Source organism: Magnetospira sp. QH-2, from assembly GCF_000968135.1.
Taxonomy (GTDB): Bacteria; Pseudomonadota; Alphaproteobacteria; order Rhodospirillales; family Magnetospiraceae; genus Magnetospira.
On record NZ_FO538765.1, the window covers coordinates 1,372,085 to 1,390,624 of the forward strand.

Genomic DNA, 18,540 nt, shown 5'->3' on the forward strand with positions numbered 1-18,540 from the left:
CACGAAAGAAAATCTTCCATGGCACGATCATTGACCATCTGGGCCCTGTGCGACGACCGGGCGGGCAACGTCAATCAGGTGCGCGGCGTCGCCGAGGCCCTGGGGCTGCCGTTCCTGATCCAGGACCTGACCTATACCGCCGCCGCCGCCTTGCCCAATTACATGGTCGGGGCGACCTTTTCCGGCCTGACCCGCGATGCGCGGATCAACCTGGCCCCCCCCTGGCCGGACCTGGTCATCGCCGCCGGACGCCGCACCGCCCCGGTGGCCCGGGCGATCAAGGAAAAGACCGACGGCCAGTGTTTCTTGTTACAGGTCATGTATCCGGGAGAGGCGGGGATCGACGAGTTCGATCTGGTCGCCGTGCCGCACCACGACAAGATGCCCAAGCGGGATAATTTCTTCGAGGTGCTGGGCGCGCCGCACCGGCTGAACAAGGGTAATCTGGCCGCCGCCGCCAAGGCTTGGGAGGGTCGGTTCGATCATCTCCCCGGTCCGCGCATCGCCCTGATCGTCGGGGGCTCCACCAAGCGCAAGGTTTTCACCTCGGAAATGGGGGCCGAACTGGGTCGCCTGGCCTCGAAGCTGGCCAATAGCAAGAACGGCTCGTTGATGGTCACCACCTCGCGGCGCACGGGCGAGGCCGCGGATGCGCTGATCGAGGCCATCGACGCGCCGTCCCATCTGTTCAAGTGGGGGGACGAGGGGGACAACCCCTACCTGGGTTACATGGCCGTGGCCGACGCGGTGATCGTCACCGGCGATTCCGTCTCCATGTGTTCAGAGAGTTGCGCCGTTTCCCGGCCCACCTATATCTATGCACCCAAGAAGGTCACCGTGCGCAAACATGCCATGCTACATCAGGAACTTTATGCCCAGGGTTTTGCCCGACCGTTGGAAGGGGAGTTGAGCCTGGACTGGACTCACCCGGAACTGAATGTGGCCGACCAGATCGCCGACGAACTACTGCTCCGACTGAAACGGGAGTAGCCCCATGCTGCCCGACGACAGCCTTTATCGCCTGAAGACCTGTCGCAACGGCACTTTCCTATATAATCCTAATGACCGGTATATTGGCCGCTCTCTGGATTTGTTCGGCGAGTTTTCGCAAGGGGAGGCGAATCTATTTGCAGAAATCCTCAAGCCCGGCGACGTGGCCTTGGATATCGGGGCCAACATCGGCTGTCATACGGTGGTCATGGCCAAGGCAGTGGCGCCGGGTGGCTTTGTCATTGGCTTCGAGCCGCAGAGGTTGGTGCATCAACTTCTATGCTCTAACGTCGCACTCAACGGCCTGATCAATGTGGTCTGCCGACAGAACGCGGTGGGCAGGGAGGCGGGCAAGATCACTGTGCCGGTGCTCGATCCCAGCAAGATGGCCAACTTCGGTGGCCTGGATCTGCGCCGGGACTGGCCGGGCGAACCGGTGGATGTTCTGGTTGTCGATAACGTGGCTCTGCCCCAATGCAGGCTGATCAAGATCGACGTGGAAGGCATGGAGACCGAGGTCATTGAAGGCGCCCGCCAGACCATCGAACGTTTGCGCCCCATCCTCTATGTGGAAAACGACCGCCAGGATAACGCCGAGGCCCTGGTCCGCCTGATCCATGCCATGGATTATCGCCTCTACTGGCACTGCCCCCCGCTGTTCAACCCCGATAATTTCGATTGCAACCAAGAAAATCCGTTCGGCAATATCGTGTCGAAGAACCTGTTTTGCGTGCCGAAGGAGGCCAAGACGGAGATCAAGGGGGCGCGGGAGATCGTGGTGGTGTGACGGCCTGCTCGACCCCATTGATACCGATGAAAGGCGGCGTGATCGAAAGAACCGAGCGCCAAACCTTCATGGTCCAGCACGATGTCCACATAGCCTTTGAAGTGTGCTCCTAATATTCCTGATGGGAATATTAGGAGAAAACAATTCATTGGAGCAAGGTCCGCTTTCCCTGTAGTGAATACCTCTGAATAGCAATCTAGAAATCTTGCACAAAACATAATGCGTTGCCTTGAGAGGCTGGCGTTCGAATTTGGATTGATCAACAGAGGCGGCGGTTCAATTCCATTCAGGAATACTGTTCCTCGTTGGTCGCGGGTTCGTTACCACTGGCCTACCGATCGCATTGCGAAAAGGAGACTCCTTTGGAAAACCTAATGAAGCAGGCGTTCGATGCCTTGCACACCCTGCCGGAGGCGGACCAGCAGCGGATCGCTTATGAAATCATTGAGCGGGTGGAGGACAAAAGCGAGTGGGATGGTCTTGTGGCTTCGCCCGAGGCCCAGGATTGGCTGGAATGGGGCGCTCGAAAAGTGCTCAAGATATATGCCAAGGCGACGAAAAAAATGGCGATGCAGTTCGTCACCATTCCGTTGGACGGCATGCAACGCTCCGGGGCATATTGGGACAGCTTCGAGGAACTCCCCGGAGAAATCCGCAAACTGGCGGAAAAGAATTTCAAGACCTGGAAAACCAATCCCAACGCGCCGGGCCTGCGATTCAAGCAGATTCATAAGGATCTTCCCGTCTATTCGTTTCGCGTCGGCATGAAACATCGCACGGTCGGCGTCGAGGCCGAAGACGGTGCGCTCATCTGGTTCTGGGTTGGTTCGTTTGAAACTTTTGCTGCTGCTTCCGTAGCGTAATCATGGGCCCCGTCGCCTGGGGCGAACCGGTATTGAGATATGAAAACAAAAAGAGTGTTGGTGAAACTACGGCGTAGCGGTTACCTCGCCAATTTTACCCCCTTTACCAAATGGCTGCCCAAGGTCGAACGTCGGGATGCGAAAGCCGACCTCATCGCCGGATTGGCCGGTGCCTTTGTGGTTCTGCCGCAGGGCGTGGCCTTTGCCACCATTGCCGGGATGCCGCCGGAGTACGGGCTGTATGCGGGAATGATACCCGCCATCATCGCCGCTCTGTTTGGCTCATCGCGGCATCTCGTGTCGGGGCCTACCACGGCAGCATCCATCGTCTTGTTCTCGGCCTTGTCTATTCATGCCGTGCCGGGAAGCATGGAATATGTGGCGCTGGCGCTGACCCTGACCTTCATGGTCGGCCTGTTCGAATTGGCTCTCGGTCTGGCCCGCATGGGGGTTCTCGTCAACTTTATTTCCCATTCCGTCGTCGTCGGGTTCACCGCTGGTGCGGCTTTGCTCATTGCGGCCAAGCAACTCAAGCACTTCTTCGGTGTCGAACTGCCGAGTGGCGGCCATTTTCATGATATTGTGATCGCCTTCATGCATCATCTGGGACAGATCAATCCCTATGCCACGGCGGTTGCCGCGACGACGCTGATCATCGGCATCTTGTTCAAGCGCTTTATGCCGAGAATTCCCTATCTGATCGCGGCCATGGTCTTTGGCACCTTGGTTGGGGTGGGGTTGGACGCCCAGTTCGGTAACGAGGTGACCCATCTGGCGACCATCGGAGCTCTGCCAGCTAGTTTTCCACCGCTTTCGGCTCCCGATTTGTCACTGGATCACATCAAGGCCCTGGTGCCGACCGCCTTGGCGGTGACCCTGTTCGCATTGACGGAGGCGGTGTCCATTGGGCGGTCGCTGGCTGATCGCGGCGGCTATCGAATCAACGGAAACCAGGAGTTCATTGGCCAGGGCCTGTCGAACATCGCGGGCAGCTTCTTTTCGGGATATGTGGCGACCGGTTCGTTCAACCGCTCTGGGCTGAATTTCGAGGCCGGTGCAAGGACGCCCCTGGCGGCCATTTTCGCGGGTGGCATACTCATGCTCCTGGTTCCCCTCATCGCTCCCTATGCGATCTTTCTGCCAAAAGCGACCATGGCGGGGGTCCTTTTCATCGTTGCCTGGGGCCTGATTGACTTCAAGAAGATCCGCCATATCCTGAAAGGCTCGCGGCGAGAAGGGGCGGTGCTTTTGGTGACTTTCCTGAGTGCGCTGTTTCTGGAACTGGAGTTCGCTATCTTTGCCGGTGTGCTGCTATCGTTGGTCCTCTATCTCGAACGGACTTCGAAGCCGACCATCCGGCGCCATGTACCTGATCCCAATTCGCCGAAGCGCGCGATGGTCGCGAATCCGAGGCTTCCCGACTGCCCGCAGTTTCTGATGCTGCGTATCGACGGATCGATCTTCTTCGGCTCCGTGGCACGGATTCAGGATGCCTTCGATATGTACTGGTCGGCGCGTCCGAGTCAAAAGCACCTTGCCGTGGTCGCCGACGCCATCCGCTTTGTTGACATGGAAGGGGGCGAGGCTTTTGTCGCCGAGGCACGGCGCCGCCAGGAGGCCGGAGGCGGGTTCTATATGATCCATGTTCAGCCTCAGCTATGGGACGCAATGGAAAGCTGCGGTTGCATGGACAAAGTGGGTGATCGAAGAATCTTTCAAAGCAAGACAGACGCCATCCACGGCATCTATCAGAAACTGGACAAATCTGTCTGCGCCACCTGCACCAAGCGGGTGTTCCGCGAGTGCCAAAAGGAATTCGGTCCGGCTGCGGCGAGTAAGTGAGGGGCGTGGCGGAAAATCTATCCCTTCTCATCTTCCTCCCGGCCCGGCAAATTTTGCCCGGTAAACAGGGTCGGATCGAGGATCAAGCCGCCGGTGGGTTTCATCCCGGAAGGAGCGGCGGCAGCGAGATTTTGCGCCGAGACGGGGCTTTTATCTGAGTCGTTGAGTATTGATCCCCCTTGCATGCGGGCCTGGATTTCCTGGGCGATGAGTTTTTCGATTTCGGCCCGTTGCGAGGCGGGCATCTTGTCGAGCATATCCTCCGTAAGCCCCATGGATTGGAGGATTTTCGCCCGCAGTTCTTCCTTTTTCTTTGCTTCCAGATCTTCCACGTAGCCGCTGAATCCGCGCTCGGCGATGGCCTTGGCATCCTCCGCATCGAGGCCGCCGTGGCGTTGACGCTCGGTTTCCGGATCGGTGTATCTCGGGCCGTTGATCAAGGGGGTCTCCATGCCGCATGCTCCCGCTGGCTTTGACAGATGCCTGGATATCAAGCAAAAAACACGCCAGGATGGGGTGCTCGACCCTGACCCGGAGACCCCATGCGCCGGACGCTGGAATACCTGATCGGATTTGCCCTGGTGGCCCTGGTGGGGGCGGTGCTGGTGGTGCTGTTCGGCGGGGTGATCCTGGCGGCTTTGAGCGCGGCCCTTGCCATACCTTTGGCGTTTCCGCTGACCACCATCGGTGTGATCGCCGTGCTGGCGGGACTCTGGGCCTGGACGGCGTTTCGCCGGTCGCGGAAAGAGTAGCCTTAGAGTCGGATTCAAAAGTATTCCTTTGATCTCCAGGGCGTATATTTCCGCTCTGGCGGCGTCAAGACCTCCTAACGGGGGCCCGCCCCGTGTCGTCGGCCTTTCCTGGCCAGATCAAAAGTCTACTGCCTTGATATCTAAAGGATACTTTTAAATCCGCCTCTTACACCGCCTTGGAATGCCGCTTCTGTCCCGCATCGAGATACTGATCGAAGGCGGCGGCAACCAGACGCAGGAACGGCGCGCCGTCCTCGGTAACGGCAACCGTGGCGCCGTCGATGGTGCAGATGCCATCCTCGGCCAGCGGGACCAGCTTTTCCATCTCCTGTGCGAAGTGGTCGCGTGGGACGTTGTGGCGGTCGCAGACCCCGTCGATATCCACCTTCATGTCGCACATCAACCGCTCGATCAGGTCGGCGCGCAAGTTGTCCTCGTCGGAGAGGGCCAAGCCCTTGCCGGTAGCGAAACGGCCCGCGGCCACGGCGGTGCGGTAGTCCTTCAAGGGCAGCAGGTTCTGCACATAGCCCTGCGGTAGCTGACCGATGGCCGAGGCGCCCATGCCGATCATCGCCGGGGCCTTGTCGGTGGTATAGCCCTGGAAGTTGCGTTGCAGGCTGCCGTCTTCCAACGAGGTGGCCATGGAATCATCGGGATGGGCGAAATGGTCCAGGCCAACCTTCACATAGCCCAATTCCATCAGCCGGTCGGTGGCTTTCGTGAACTGCTCCCAGCGTTCCTCGGTGCCCGGTAGGGCCTCTTCGGGGATCATCTTCTGGTGACTTTTCATCCAAGGCACATGGGCATAACCGAACAAGGCGATGCGGCGCGGCTGCATGGCAGCGCCCCGGTCGACCATGTCCAGCACCTTCTCGGTGGTCTGGAACGGCAGGCCGTACATCAGATCCATGTTGAATGAGGTGATGCCGTATTTGGCCATCCATTCCACAACCTGCCTGGTCATCTCATAGGGCTGAATGCGGTGGATGGCCTCTTGGACCTGAGGGTCGAAGTCCTGCACGCCGATGCTGGTGCGGTTGACCCCGGCCTCGGCCATTTGGCGCACATAGTCCTCGCTGGCGGTGCGCGGGTCCAATTCCACGGCGATTTCGACGTCGTCACAGAAATCGAATCTCTGCCGCAGTTTCTCGATGATCCGCCGCCAATCGTTGCCTTGCAGCATGGTGGGGCTGCCGCCGCCCCAATGCAGGTGGCGGGCCTGGAACTTGCCGGGCAGGGTATCGGCCACCAGATCGATCTCCATCAGCAGGTGGTCGAGATACTCCGACACCGGCTCATAGCGTTTGACGATCTTGGTATAGCAGCCGCAGAACCAGCACATCTCATCGCAAAAGGGAATGTGGTGATAGAGCGATAGCGGCACCGACGGGTCCAGGGCTTTCAGCCAACGTGCATACATATCCGGCGTCACCGCATCGGAGAAGTGCGGCGCGGTGGGATAGCTGGTGTAGCGGGGGACCCGGAGGTCATACTTTTGGACGAGGTCGGCGCGCATGGGCGTTGGTTCCTTGGGTGGAGACGAACAGGGCGGCCAGACTAACGGTTCCCGGCGCGCGCGTCTATGGACGGGGGAGGGAAGGGCTTGCGCAAAGTCGCTCACCGGTGTCCGGACGGCGACCACCAGGGCCAAGGGGGCAGGTAGCGGCGCCAGCCCGTCCGCAAGGGGGGCGCTGGGGCCGCGGCCGGGGCCTCAGCGGTCGCGGGCGCCGCCGCCTCGGGCACATGGCGATAGATGTAGCGAGGGCCCTCAATGAGCACGGCGGTGTCGGCGGGACGCAGATTTTCGCGCTCGATCATGCCGCGGATCTGGGCCACGTATTCCTTACCCGTCTCCGCGTAGGGCTCCAGATGTTCGGCCAGGGCATAGCCGTCCAGGGGCTGGCCCGCCTGCCGCAGCGCCGCCCGCGCTGCCCGGAAATCCGCGTAGGCCGGGAAGGTGTTCAAATTCCGCATATAGGCTTTCAAAGAGTCATGGGGACTGTCGAAGGCCGCCAGCCGCGCGTCGCTTTCCTTGGCCTCTATGGCGCGTTCGCCCTCGGTCCATTGGCCGAACACCGCCTGTCCCTCGCGGGCGAAACGGGATTGCAGCCAGCCGCTTTCGATGGCCGCCTGCACCACGGCCAGGGAAACCGGGATGGCATCGACGCGGACTTTCAAGGTCGCCAGCGCCTCTGACCCCGGCTCGCCGGAGACTTCATATTGGGTCATGAGGGTTTCCAGCCAGCCCCGGTCGGCCCGGGACAAACGGCCCAAATCCAGCCCCAGCAGCCGCTTGCGGTCGGCCACCAGGGCTTCGTTGGCTTGCAGGGCCGCCGAAATTCCCAACCGGATGAACACCGACTTGCGTAGCTGCACGTCGTTGCTCCAATCCTCCACCCGGGTTTCCGGTACCTTGGGTACGCGGAACCGAGGCACGGCCTTCAACAGATCGGGGTGCTTGCGTACATCTAGAAAGCCGAGGCCTTCCATATGCTTGGCCACGTCGGTGCCATTGCGCGCCTCGATCAGCACGTCCGACGCCGCCGCCACCGGCTTGCAGGCCAGCAGCACCATAACTCCCAGACAGAGCGGCAGTTTCCGCAGCATGAGTTCTCCCTTGGGGGAGTGTAGCGGAAATTTGGGAGTTGGGGGAAGGGGTGGGGAGGGGGCATCCTCGAGCGGTGGAAACGAAGCGCCTATCCTTGGATGGGACAGGCCCCGAAAGGAGCCTTGAGTCCTTGATCAAGACGGATACTTTAGAGGATCTGGTATCCCTTCAAGCTGAGGAAGAGCCCCAAGACCAGGATGAGCAACCCGTGCGCGGCGAGCAGAATGGGACGGCTTTCATAGAACCTTGCCCATCCGCCGACCCAGCGGGGGAACACCAACAAAAGGATACCTTTGAGGATGCCTGCCCAGCCCAGCAGAGTCAGCAGCACCGTCCATTCCGTGGTCCATGTGGCCTGCCATTGTAGAATAAGCAGGCCAAACAACAGAGCCAGCAAACCAGCCAGATAGGTCCAGATTCGGAAGTCGGCCAATTCGCCGACCATCTCCATATAGAACGCGCGATTGAACAGCAGTCCCATGGAAAGGACAACGAGCAGGGGACCGATGACTTGGGCGAGAAGGAAGGATGAAGACATTCGGCACCTCCTTTTGCAAGTGGACCGATTTATCCCTCTATTCTACGCCCTGAGTCATCGCTTGTGCAGCGGAAAGATAGAGATCTAGCCCGAATTATTCATGAGTCTCCCTGGCATCGCAACGGCCACGGGTCCTCGGCCGGGTTGACGGCCTAATTTTGGTTTTGATTTTTCAGGCGTTTGGGGGTTGATCATCGGGGACTGAGGGGCGGCTCGCTGCCGCGGTTTTCACGGGCCCTGGGAGGCGACTTTCCCGGCCATGGCGATCAGGGGTGTTTTGTATGGATATGCCGTCGGCAAGGCGACGGTTATGCGGGATTTGAGTTCCTCGATGCGTACGGCGATTTTGAGGAAAGACCGTCGCAGCGTCTCGAAGGTGGCGTTTTTCCAGATTGATTTCCGGGGCGCGGCGTTTCGCAGTTTAAGCAACAGCCAATAGGCTCCGGTATGGAGGAACAGTCGGAACTGGTTGGCCTCCCAGCGGTGACACGAGGTGCGGTCGGACTTGGTGTAGAGTTTGTGCTCCTTGATCATGTTCTCCATTTTGCCCCGCGCGCAGTAGACCTTTTCATAGAGGGTTTTGGCCCGGCCTGCCAGATTGGTGACGATGAAACGGATGTCGGAACCTTTTGCGGTGGCCTCGACCCGGGCGATAACGGTTCGTTCCCGCTTCCAGCTCTTGGCCGCGTAGGCCGTTTGAAAGAACCGGCGTATCTTTTCCTTGCCTGATGTTGCCCGGCGCACGGCCACGTCCTCGCCCCAGGGTTGGCCGATTTCCTTGAGCCGCCCATTGGAGGACAGGCCGAAGATATAACCGCAGCCTCGGCTTTCCAGCCAGTCCATGACCTCGGGCGTGCCGTAATGGCCGTCCCCGCGCACGGTGATATGAACCCGGGGCCAGTTGTTCAGGATGCGGGTAACGACATGGCGCAAGACCGTCGCGGCCTCCGCCCCGAAGCCGCTTGCCGGGCCGCAACAGGGACAGGATCGGCTTTCCGGTGGCGGCGTCATAGATATGGATCGGCTGGAAGCAGTAATCATCGTAATGGCTGTTGAACAAGGCCAACTGTTGGCCGCCGTGAACCGCATCGCCGGTGTCGTCGATGTCGAGCGTGATGTGTTCGGGAACGCGGGCGAAGTTTCGCAAAACAGATCGATCATCGACAAACCCATGCGGGCCAGTTGCCGCCAGGTCGGCGCGTTCTCCAACCGCGACAGGGTCGGCTGGCTCATCAAGTCCCGGCCCGTCTCCGACAGCCGCCCGCAGGCCAGCTTGAAGGCCGGATCGACGCGCAGGGCGTCCAGATCGTCGCAATCCTCATAGCCGCAGGCAATGGCGAACATCCGCGCCCGGATCATATCGTCGAAACCATGGATCACACTCCCCGGATCGCGGGTGTCGGGAAGATGCGAGGCCAAAAGATCGGCCAAACCGAGGTCACGTTCGATCTCGCGCAGAACCAGAACGCCGCCGTCGGATGACAAACGGCCGCCGTCGAAACGGGCGTGGATTTCCTTGCCGCCGACGGGTGACAAACCGGGCAGATATGGGCTAAATTCCTTCATGGCGACCGTAGGTGAAAATGGTGTCGTGGTTTTGGCTTGGACACCATAAACTCTACGATAATTCAACCATTTAAGCTACGTTCGCCACCCTTTTCGGCCACGGATCGTGAATAATTCGGGCTAGATCACGTCGTGTTTGATCGGATTCGATCAAACATGAAAAACGTGATCGATTCCAATAAGGTCGCGCGTGTCTAGCGGGTCCGATTGGACCCGACACGCGCTAGTCCGGCTGGACCATATGCACGACCCGCTGCGGGAACGGAATATCGATGCCCTCGGCGTCGAGCTTTTCCTTGAATGCCTTGGTCAGGTCGAACTTGACGCCCCAGTAGTCGCTGGACCGGACCCAGACCCGCACGGTGATATCTACCGAACTATCCCCCAGGTTGGAGACCACTACTTGGTGAGCGGGATCTTTCAAGGAGCGGGAATCGGCGGTGATGACGCTTTCGATGGCGGATATGGCCTGATCCATGTTGGCGCCATAGCCAATGCCGACGAGAAAATCCACCCGGCGGGTGTTGTGGTAGCTGTAATTGGTCACCGAGCCGCCCCAGATTTGCCCGTTGGGCATAACGATATGGACGTTGTCCGGGGTCGCCAGATCGGTGGTAAACAAATTCAGCGCCTTGACCGTTCCGGCATGGCCGCCGGCGTCGATGTAGTCGCCGACCTTGAACGGGCGGAAGATCAACAGCATGACGCCCGCCGCCACGTTGGACAGGGTCCCCTGCAACGCCAGGCCGATGGCTAGGCCGACCGCACCCAAGGCCGCGATGATCGAGGCGGTCTGTATGCCGAACTGACCGAGGACGGCGACGAGCGTGAACGTCAGCACCAGATACTTGACGATGCTGGAGAAGAAGCCGCGCAAGGTGCTGTCGAAACGCTCGAACTTGCTCAGGCCCTTGTTGACCGCGCCCCGGGCCCAACCGGAGACGATCCAGCCGATAATGAGAATGCCAATGGCGCCAATCACGTCGAGCCCGTAGGAAGTCACCATGGTGACAACTTCCTCGATCACGGCCTGGATGGTTTCCTGCATTTGTTCCATATCCATGTTATCCATGGGGCATTCTCCTTGTTGGCATGACAATAGGCGCCGAAAGACAGGGTTGTAGCGGTCTTCAAGTCGTTTGGCTGGCGGAAAATAACGTTATTTTGTCGTCATCACCCAAACACCGTTCCATTCCCCTGCTGGGGGGGCTTCCTTGAGGTGTTCGCAGCGCTCAATATACATTTTGGAGCAGGCATCATTGGGATTGGCTTTCAGGGCCTCGTTGAACTTGGTGATCGCCCGGTCCCATTCCGCGGCGCGGAAATGGTTGATGCCTTCTTGGAAGTGCCCCATCACATCCATCATGTTGGGGAACTCGTTGTCTTTGTAATAATCCAATACTTCAAAAACGGGCACCGGTTGGGTCTTGCCCTTGACCACCAACAAATCCACCTCGCGCATGCGGTAGGTGCCACGCAGGGCGGACCGGGTATTCTCGCTGATCAGGATATGGGCGCCGTACTGTTTGCAGGCGGCTTCCAGCCGCGAGGCCAGATTCACGCCGTCGCCAATGACCGTGTAGTCCATGCGCTTGGGCGAGCCGATGTTGCCGGATACGACCACGTCCGTATTGATACCGACCCGCATGCCCACTTCCGGCTGTCCATGAGCCCGTCTGTTGGCATTCCAATCCCCCAACTGGGATTGCATGGCGATGCCGGTGCGCAGGGCACGGTCTTCGTCATCGTCATGGGGCAGCGGAATGCCGAACTCGGCCATGATGGCATCGCCGATATACTTGTCGAGCATGCCACCTTCCTGAGAGACACATTCCACCATGATGGTGAAATACTCATTGAGCAGCGACACCGTGGCTTGCGGGCCCAGTTCCTCGGACAGGGTGGTGAAGCTCTTGATGTCGGTAAACAGCATGGTGGCCTTGGAATTCTGGCCACCCAACAGGTCTTCGCCGCTTTCCAATAGCTTGTCGGCGAGACCCGGGTCCATGTAGCGGGACATGGTGGATTTGACCCGCTTTTCGGCGGAAATGTCTTCGAGCATGATCAGCGTGCCCAGGGCCTTGTTCTCGCCGGTGACCAGGGGCAGGGCGGTGAAATTGGTCGAGACCTTCTGGCCGCGCCATTCCATTTCCGCGTCCATGGAGATATCGGTTTCCTGCGTCTCGCTGACCCGTTCGACCTTTTCCATGATCCAGCGGTTGGGGCCGGTGAAAATCTCCGGGCCCTTGAAGCCGATGATCTCCTCGGCCCGGTGCTTGAGAATACGCAGACCGGCGGCGTTACAGGTGACGATGCCGCCATTTTCGTCCAGGGTCAAAACACCGTTGGACATGGATTGCAGCATGCTCTCGTTATAGTTCTTGATGCTTTGCACATCATCAAAGAGCTTGGCGTTTTCCAAGGCGATGGCGACTTGAGAGTTAAAGGCCTTGAGCCTTTGTTCGTCTTCCTCGGTGAAGGGACCGCCGCGTTTGTTCAGCACCTGTGTCACACCAATGTTCTTGCCGCGCTTGTTCATCACCGGCACGCAGAGAATGGAGCGGGTGAAAAAGCCGGTTTTCTTGTCGAAGGCCGGGTTGAAGCGCAGGTCCGCATAGGCGTGCGGAATATTGACTGATTCCTGAGAAGTGAAGACCGCACCGGCAATGCCCAGGTGATTGGGCAGGCGGATTTCGCCCACATCGTCGCCCTGGGCCACGCGGGAAAACAGTTCGTTGGTCTTGTCGTCGTTGAGGAACAAGGTCGAGCGTTCGGCATTGAGCATGGAGGTCGCTTCGGACATGACCTTCTGCAACAGCACGTTCAAATCGATTTCGGCGGTCAGTTCGGCCACCACATCAAGAAATTCTCGCTCTTGTTCACGGGCCTTTTGGACCCGTTCGATCGTTTGGGCATTGCGCAGGGCGATGGCTACCTGCTGCATCATGGCTTCGAGGATTTCCTGGTCCAGCTTGCTGAACTTGCCTTTGCGTTTGTTGAGCACCTGAGCGACGCCGATGACGTGGCCTTTCACCGTGCGGATGGGCGCGGCCATGATGGAGCGGGTGACGAACCCGGTTTGTTCGTCGACCGCCGAATTAAACCGTTCGTCGGCCTGGGCATCATCGACCACCAGCGGCTGCTTCATGGTGAAGACACTGCCCGCGATGCCTGAGTTATTGAGGATGCGGATTTCCCGTCGCATGGACCCTTGGGCGACCCGGGCGATCAGCTCGCTGGTTTCTTCGTCATTGAGGAAAATGGTGCCGCGTTCGGCTTCCAGGTGCAAGGTGGTCACATCGACCAATTGCTCCAATACCTCGTCGAGAGTTTCCACCACGGAAACCCGCCGCAGGATATCCTCCAGGGCCTTCGCTTTTCGCGTATCTTTGCTAACTGGCACCGTTCAACCCTTCCCTCAATGATCCGGCCTTACGCATCCGCTGTGCCGCGTTCGGCTGTGACGGCATCCAGTCGGTCCCTCAGGACGCCAATGGTTTCCTTTAGATGCCGCTGTTCATCTTGTGCGATCCGCGCGTCCGATTGCAACTTTTCATGCTGACGATTTTTCTGTTCTTCCAATTCATCGCGCAGAAAAGAGGCCATATCCTTAAGCTGTTGGATCTCCCCTTGGGCGGCAGCGGTGATTTCCCGACCGATCTGCGTCTTTTCGTCTTCCAACTGCTCCATCTGGTCGCGCAGAGCCTGGATAGTTTCGTTGAGTCGACCAATCTCGCCCTGGGCCTCTGCGTGGGCGGCGGCGACGGCTCGATCCTTGTCGGCGGATTCCTCTTCCAATTGATCGCGCAGGGCGGCCACGAGTTGATTGAGCATGGAGATCTCGTTGGCGCTCAATTCGCGGGTAGACTGGACCGCCTTGTCGCATTCCTCGGCCATGTTCTGGATACGATGGCGTAAGGCCGCCACGGTATCGCGCAGTTGGGTGATTTCGCCTCGAGACTCGGTAATCGCGACCTCAACGGCCTTTTCCCGTGATGTATCGGCTTTCTCAAGCAGGACTCGCAACTCGGCGATGGTTTCCCGGTGGCGCTCATTTTCCGACTGCAAATTCGTCGCCACGGCCCGGACCGCCGATTCTTTATCCAAGTCGGCGGATTCGAGGCGTTCCCGCAATGATGAGATCGAATCCTTGAGGGTCGTCGTTTCCTTATTGAATTCCGACGTGGCGTTCTCGAGGGCCTCTTGGGTATGAAGATTGGCCAAATCCAACTCGTCGCGCATGACGGCAATGGTCTCGCGAAGATAGCGATTCTCATCGGCCACGGACCCGCCAGCATTGGCGGTCGCGCGTTTGGTGGATTTCTTTTTCGGTGTTTCGTCCGTCATCGTTCCCCGTGCCGGTCGCTTTTGGCTCCCTCAAGCTGCTGACATGATACCCTAATTTTTACCAAGACGCATGAAAACGGGAAGCCAAAAATATCGAGGGGGGCTTTTCCGTCGGCCAAAGCCCCATATATTATGAAGACAGACCCGAACTTAAGGCGATAATCCAGATTATGAGCGATCACGACCATAACGACGATGATGACCAACAGGGGGGAGATCCCGGCCTGGCGGTCAAGGCTCGCCCCAAGACCAAAAAGCCATCCATGTACAAGGTGTTGATGCTCAACGATGATTACACGCCGATGGAGTTCGTCGTGCATGTGCTGGAGCGCTTCTTCAACAAAAATCAGGATGAAGCGACTCGAATCATGCTCCATGTGCACCAGCGGGGCGTTGGGATCTGTGGCGTCTTCACCTATGAAGTGGCCGAAGCCAAGGCCACCCAGGTAATGGATCTGGCCCGCGAACATCAGCACCCGCTCCAATGCACCATTGAAAAGGACTGACAGGCCCATGCTTTCCCGCAACCTGGAACAGACTCTCCATCGCGCCCTGGCCCTGGCCGGCGAACGGCTGCACGAACTGGTGACCCTGGAACACTTGCTGTTGGCGCTGGTCGACGACCCGGACGCCACGGCGGTGATGCGGGCCTGCGGTGTCGATCCTGAGAATCTGCGGAGCGATCTGACCACCTTTATCGATGAAGAGCTGGAAAGCCTGATTACCGGTGTGGCCGGAGAGGACGCCAAGCCCACCGCCGGTTTCCAACGGGTCGTGCAGCGCGCAGCCATCCATGTGCAATCCTCCGGGCGCGAGGAAGTCACCGGGGCCAATGTGTTGGTCGCCTTGTTCTCCGAACGCGAATCCCATGCGGTCTATTTCCTGCAATTGCATGAAATGTCCCGTTTTGACGCCGTCCAATATATTTCTCACGGTATCGCCAAGGTCCCCGGAGCCGCTGAACCCCGCCCAGTGCGCGGCGCCGACGAAGGGGAAGAGGGTGAAGAAGAGGCCGTGCGGCAGGGCAAGGAGGCGCTGGATGCCTATTGCGTCAACCTCAACGAAAAGGCCGACGCGGGTAAGATCGATCCGCTGATCGGGCGCGAGGCGGAAATCGAGCGCACCATTCAAATTCTCTGTCGCCGCTCCAAGAATAACCCGCTTTATGTGGGCGATCCCGGTGTCGGCAAGACCGCCATCGCCGAAGGGTTGGCACGACGCATTACCGAGAAGAAAGTGCCCGACGTGCTGAACGACGCGATTATATTCGCCTTGGATATGGGATCGCTATTGGCCGGAACCCGCTACCGTGGCGACTTCGAAGAACGCCTGAAGGCGGTGATGAAGGAACTGGAAGAAACCGAGGGCGCCATCTTGTTCATCGATGAAATCCATACGGTGATCGGCGCCGGAGCGACGTCGGGCGGCTCCATGGATGCCTCTAACATTCTCAAACCGTCGTTGGCGGCGGGGACCCTGCGCTGCATCGGGTCGACCACCTACAAGGAATTCCGCAATCACTTCGAAAAGGACCGGGCGCTGGTTCGCCGTTTCCAGAAGATCGACGTCAACGAGCCGTCGGTGGAAGACACCATTAAAATCCTGCGCGGCCTGAAGCCCTATTACGAAGAGCATCACAAGGTCCGATATACCGCCGAGTCCCTGCGCACGGCGGTGGAGCTCTCGACCAAGTATATCAGTGACCGTAAGCTGCCCGACAAGGCCATCGACGTGATTGATGAAGTCGGAGCCTCGCGCATGCTGCTGCCGGAGAGCAAGCGGCGGAAAACGGTGACGGTCCGCGACGTGGAAGAAATCGTCGCCAAGATCGCCCGCATACCGCCGAAGAGTGTCTCGCGCGATGATACCAAGGCCCTGAAGACCCTGGAACGGGACCTCAAGACCATGGTGTTCGGCCAGGACAAGGCCATCAGCGCCCTGGGATCGGCCATCAAGCTGGCCCGGGCCGGGCTACGCGAGCCGGAGAAGCCCATCGGCAGCTATTTGTTCAGCGGTCCCACCGGTGTCGGCAAGACCGAGGTGGCCCGCCAACTGTCCAAGACTCTGGGCATCGAATTGGTGCGCTTCGATATGTCGGAATACATGGAGCGCCATACGGTCTCGCGGCTGATCGGCGCGCCGCCGGGCTACGTGGGCTTCGACCAGGGCGGCCTGCTCACCGATGCGGTGGATCAGCACCCCCATGTGGTGCTGCTGCTCGACGAGATCGAGAAAGCCCATCCGGATCTGTTCAATATCCTGTTGCAGGTCATGGACCATGGCAAACTGACAGACCACAACGGCAAATCGGTGGATTTCCGCAATGTCATCTTGATCATGACCACCAATGCCGGAGCCGCCGATCTGGCCAAACCGGCCATGGGCTTTGGTCGCGAGGACCGGGTGGGCGAGGATCAAGAAGCCATCGAGAAGATGTTCACCCCGGAATTTCGCAACCGGCTGGATGCCATTATTCCATTCGCCGCCCTGTCGCCCGAGGTGGTGGCCAAGGTGGTGGACAAGTTCATCATGGAACTGGAAGCCCAGTTGGATGACCGCAATGTGCTGATCGATCTGACCGAAGAGGCGCGGAATTGGCTGGCCAAGAAGGGCTTCGACCCGCTCTATGGGGCCCGCCCCCTGTCGCGGATCATTCAGGAGCATGTCAAGAAGCCGCTGGCCGAGGAGCTGTTGTTCGGCAAGCTGGCCAAGGGCGGCACGGTGGTGGTGTCGGTGGAGGGCAACAAGCTGGCTTTCAGCTACCCCGATTCACCGCAGCCCCCGGCCACCCGCGAGGACAAGGTCCCCGCGCTGGTCGAATAGGGCCGCGTCTGTTTTTCAATTCACTGACAAGAAAAGGGCCGGATAAATTGTCCGGCCCTTTGTTCGTCGTGATCAATTCAGAAGATCAGAACTTGTAGGTGATACCCACCTGAGCACCCATCTGCCACATGCCGATGGAGGTTCCGCCGCCCAGGAAGCTGAAGCTATCGCCATTCCCGGTATCGGTAATCTCATTCTCAAGGGCATAGAAGAAGCTGCCGCCCAATTCCCAGTTATCGCCGAAGTTCATCGAGCTACCAACTGAAAGGTGATGCTCGACCACGGCTGGGAACATGGCATTCGCAAAGACCACGTCATCGGGGATCGGTGTCGGCGAGTAATTGTAGCCCGCCCGAAGCTTCAGGCCCATGTCGAGGCGATGCTCGACGCCGACGGCAAAGACGGGGATGCTTTGCCAGCCAAAACCACCACGGACCGCCCCAATCGCGCCACCGGCGCCGCCACCAGCCGGTGCATCGGCCAGGGTCTCTTCAAGGCCGTATCCGAGCCATTTCAGGTCAACGGCAATGTCGGTTTTGGGAGAGTAATGGTGGACAACACCGGCCCCGAAAGTCATGGGTGTGTTGATGGAGCCCTTCAGCAGATCGTTATAGGTCTCGAAAGACTGGAACCAAACCGGCGTGGAGGCGGTCAATCCCAAAGTCCATTCCTTGTTGGCCTCGTACAGGCCACCGACACGGAAACCGTAGCCGAATGCCCGATCTACGGGATTTCCGGCCCAACCGGGCGTTTCCTGGAAGGCGCTGTTGGCGAAGTTGGTCATGAAATCCGAATAGCCCAGGATCAGGCTGACACCCAAGGTGTGCCGTTCCGTGGGTTTGTAGGTGACCGTAGGAGCCAGGTGAGCCAGACGATAGCGGACTTCGGAGTCGCCAGCCTGGAAGAGACCGCCACCGGCTGTATTGATCAGGCGCGGAGAATCATACTTGGTATGCATGCCGCCGCTGCCATACATGGATACGCCGACAGACCAGACACCATCGATCTTGGTATTGAAGCCCATGGACCCTTCGACGAAATCCTCAACCTGACTCCATTCCTTGGCGTCTTTATTGACAAAGCCACTGTTGGTCTTCGACAGGTCGCGATAGCGTTCCGGGTGGAACCAACCGGGTGAAAAGATAACCTGATCGGGGATGTTTCCCATCAGGGCCGGGTTGACACCGGCGCCGGTGGCGTCTTGGGGCATCGCGATGCCCGCACCACCCATGCCGCAGTTATTGACACCGACACAATGGCTCAGAAAGCCGTTGGTCGCCTGAGCGCTTTGGCCGGAAAGACCGACCGAGGCGGCGATCAGGGCCGTGGTCGCAATAAGATGACGAAGTGCACGCATTTCTCGTGTTCCCCCTGTTATCTGGGCTTGTTTGTTTCTCTCTGCTCATTGTTTAAGCTCGCTACCC

At 59.0% G+C, this 18,540-nt stretch carries 15 protein-coding genes and 1 pseudogene; 7 read left to right on the forward strand and 9 right to left on the reverse strand.

The annotated features are described in order from the left end of the window. The first annotated feature begins 18 nt into the window (after positions 1 to 18). The 4 genes from MGMAQ_RS06415 (at position 19) to MGMAQ_RS06430 (ending at position 4,482) form a co-directional block, all read left to right on the forward strand. A complete protein-coding gene (locus MGMAQ_RS06415) occupies positions 19 to 990 on the forward strand; it encodes a mitochondrial fission ELM1 family protein (RefSeq protein WP_046020894.1) in 972 nt (323 codons plus the stop codon). A 4-nt stretch (positions 991 to 994) separates the two neighbouring features. Then, positions 995 to 1,777: an FkbM family methyltransferase gene (locus MGMAQ_RS06420; protein ID WP_046020895.1), complete on the forward strand. Its 783-nt coding sequence runs from the start codon at positions 995 to 997 to the stop codon at positions 1,775 to 1,777. Between the two features lie 305 nt (positions 1,778 to 2,082). After that, positions 2,083 to 2,640, forward strand: a complete 558-nt coding sequence (locus tag MGMAQ_RS20315) for a hypothetical protein (RefSeq protein ID WP_148560871.1) — start codon at positions 2,083 to 2,085, stop codon at positions 2,638 to 2,640. Positions 2,641 to 2,694: 54 nt separating this feature from the next. Next, positions 2,695 to 4,482 (forward strand): SulP family inorganic anion transporter, encoded by a 1,788-nt coding sequence (locus MGMAQ_RS06430; protein WP_198409166.1) that lies wholly within the window; start codon positions 2,695 to 2,697, stop codon positions 4,480 to 4,482. 17 nt (positions 4,483 to 4,499) lie between these two features. Here the strand turns inward: MGMAQ_RS06430 and MGMAQ_RS19420 are convergent, their stop codons facing one another. Further along, positions 4,500 to 4,934 (reverse strand): hypothetical protein, encoded by a 435-nt coding sequence (locus tag MGMAQ_RS19420; RefSeq protein WP_052716185.1) that lies wholly within the window; start codon positions 4,932 to 4,934, stop codon positions 4,500 to 4,502. Positions 4,935 to 5,024: 90 nt separating this feature from the next. On the opposite strand from MGMAQ_RS19420, the gene MGMAQ_RS06440 reads away from it, so the two are divergent. Then, complete coding sequence (locus MGMAQ_RS06440) at positions 5,025 to 5,234, forward strand: hypothetical protein (protein WP_046020897.1); 210 nt, start codon at positions 5,025 to 5,027, stop codon at positions 5,232 to 5,234. Positions 5,235 to 5,400: 166 nt separating this feature from the next. Here MGMAQ_RS06440 and hemN read toward each other — a convergent pair whose 3' ends face one another. The 7 genes and pseudogenes from hemN to MGMAQ_RS06475 form a co-directional block, all read right to left on the reverse strand. Beyond that, positions 5,401 to 6,750: an oxygen-independent coproporphyrinogen III oxidase gene (gene hemN / locus MGMAQ_RS06445; protein WP_046020898.1), complete on the reverse strand. Its 1,350-nt coding sequence runs from the start codon at positions 6,748 to 6,750 to the stop codon at positions 5,401 to 5,403. A 101-nt stretch (positions 6,751 to 6,851) separates the two neighbouring features. Then, positions 6,852 to 7,841: a glucosaminidase domain-containing protein gene (locus MGMAQ_RS19425; RefSeq protein WP_052716186.1), complete on the reverse strand. Its 990-nt coding sequence runs from the start codon at positions 7,839 to 7,841 to the stop codon at positions 6,852 to 6,854. 149 nt (positions 7,842 to 7,990) lie between these two features. Beyond that, on the reverse strand, positions 7,991 to 8,380 hold the full coding sequence (locus MGMAQ_RS06455; RefSeq protein WP_046020899.1) for a hypothetical protein: 390 nt from the start codon (positions 8,378 to 8,380) through the stop codon (positions 7,991 to 7,993). A gap of 228 nt (positions 8,381 to 8,608) precedes the next feature. Then, positions 8,609 to 9,946, reverse strand: a pseudogene (locus MGMAQ_RS06460) (IS1380 family transposase). A gap of 223 nt (positions 9,947 to 10,169) precedes the next feature. Beyond that, positions 10,170 to 11,018, reverse strand: coding sequence for a mechanosensitive ion channel family protein (locus MGMAQ_RS06465; protein ID WP_198409167.1), 849 nt, complete (start codon positions 11,016 to 11,018; stop codon positions 10,170 to 10,172). 87 nt (positions 11,019 to 11,105) lie between these two features. Continuing rightward, on the reverse strand, positions 11,106 to 13,349 hold the full coding sequence (locus tag MGMAQ_RS06470; RefSeq protein WP_046020900.1) for a GAF domain-containing protein: 2,244 nt from the start codon (positions 13,347 to 13,349) through the stop codon (positions 11,106 to 11,108). Positions 13,350 to 13,378: 29 nt separating this feature from the next. After that, a complete protein-coding gene (locus MGMAQ_RS06475) occupies positions 13,379 to 14,293 on the reverse strand; it encodes a hypothetical protein (protein ID WP_046020901.1) in 915 nt (304 codons plus the stop codon). Positions 14,294 to 14,463: 170 nt separating this feature from the next. On the opposite strand from MGMAQ_RS06475, the gene clpS reads away from it, so the two are divergent. Both clpS and clpA read left to right on the forward strand, forming a co-directional pair. Next, complete coding sequence (gene clpS, locus MGMAQ_RS06480) at positions 14,464 to 14,799, forward strand: ATP-dependent Clp protease adapter ClpS (RefSeq protein ID WP_046020902.1); 336 nt, start codon at positions 14,464 to 14,466, stop codon at positions 14,797 to 14,799. Positions 14,800 to 14,806: 7 nt separating this feature from the next. Beyond that, positions 14,807 to 17,116 carry an ATP-dependent Clp protease ATP-binding subunit ClpA gene (gene clpA, locus MGMAQ_RS06485; RefSeq protein ID WP_046020903.1) on the forward strand — a complete coding sequence of 770 codons (2,310 nt, stop codon included), beginning with the start codon at positions 14,807 to 14,809 and terminating at the stop codon, positions 17,114 to 17,116. An 85-nt stretch (positions 17,117 to 17,201) separates the two neighbouring features. Here the strand turns inward: clpA and MGMAQ_RS06490 are convergent, their stop codons facing one another. Further along, entirely contained in the window at positions 17,202 to 18,473 is a 1,272-nt protein-coding gene (locus MGMAQ_RS06490; protein WP_046020904.1) for an OmpP1/FadL family transporter, read from the reverse strand. Positions 18,474 to 18,540 lie beyond the last annotated feature (67 nt).

What these genes read in the sequence shown, in the direction of transcription:
- MGMAQ_RS06415 (WP_046020894.1), top strand. Translation starts at nt 19, where the DNA reads ATGGCACGATCATTGACCATCTGGGCCCTGTGCGACGACCGGGCGGGC.
- MGMAQ_RS06420 (WP_046020895.1), top strand. Translation starts at nt 995, where the DNA reads ATGCTGCCCGACGACAGCCTTTATCGCCTGAAGACCTGTCGCAACGGC.
- MGMAQ_RS19420 (WP_052716185.1), bottom strand. Translation starts at nt 4,934, where the DNA reads ATGGAGACCCCCTTGATCAACGGCCCGAGATACACCGATCCGGAAACC.
- MGMAQ_RS06440 (WP_046020897.1), top strand. Translation starts at nt 5,025, where the DNA reads ATGCGCCGGACGCTGGAATACCTGATCGGATTTGCCCTGGTGGCCCTG.
- hemN (WP_046020898.1), bottom strand. Translation starts at nt 6,750, where the DNA reads ATGCGCGCCGACCTCGTCCAAAAGTATGACCTCCGGGTCCCCCGCTAC.
- MGMAQ_RS19425 (WP_052716186.1), bottom strand. Translation starts at nt 7,841, where the DNA reads ATGCTGCGGAAACTGCCGCTCTGTCTGGGAGTTATGGTGCTGCTGGCC.
- MGMAQ_RS06455 (WP_046020899.1), bottom strand. Translation starts at nt 8,380, where the DNA reads ATGTCTTCATCCTTCCTTCTCGCCCAAGTCATCGGTCCCCTGCTCGTT.
- MGMAQ_RS06465 (WP_198409167.1), bottom strand. Translation starts at nt 11,018, where the DNA reads ATGGATAACATGGATATGGAACAAATGCAGGAAACCATCCAGGCCGTG.
- MGMAQ_RS06475 (WP_046020901.1), bottom strand. Translation starts at nt 14,293, where the DNA reads ATGACGGACGAAACACCGAAAAAGAAATCCACCAAACGCGCGACCGCC.
- clpS (WP_046020902.1), top strand. Translation starts at nt 14,464, where the DNA reads ATGAGCGATCACGACCATAACGACGATGATGACCAACAGGGGGGAGAT.
- clpA (WP_046020903.1), top strand. Translation starts at nt 14,807, where the DNA reads ATGCTTTCCCGCAACCTGGAACAGACTCTCCATCGCGCCCTGGCCCTG.
- MGMAQ_RS06490 (WP_046020904.1), bottom strand. Translation starts at nt 18,473, where the DNA reads ATGCGTGCACTTCGTCATCTTATTGCGACCACGGCCCTGATCGCCGCC.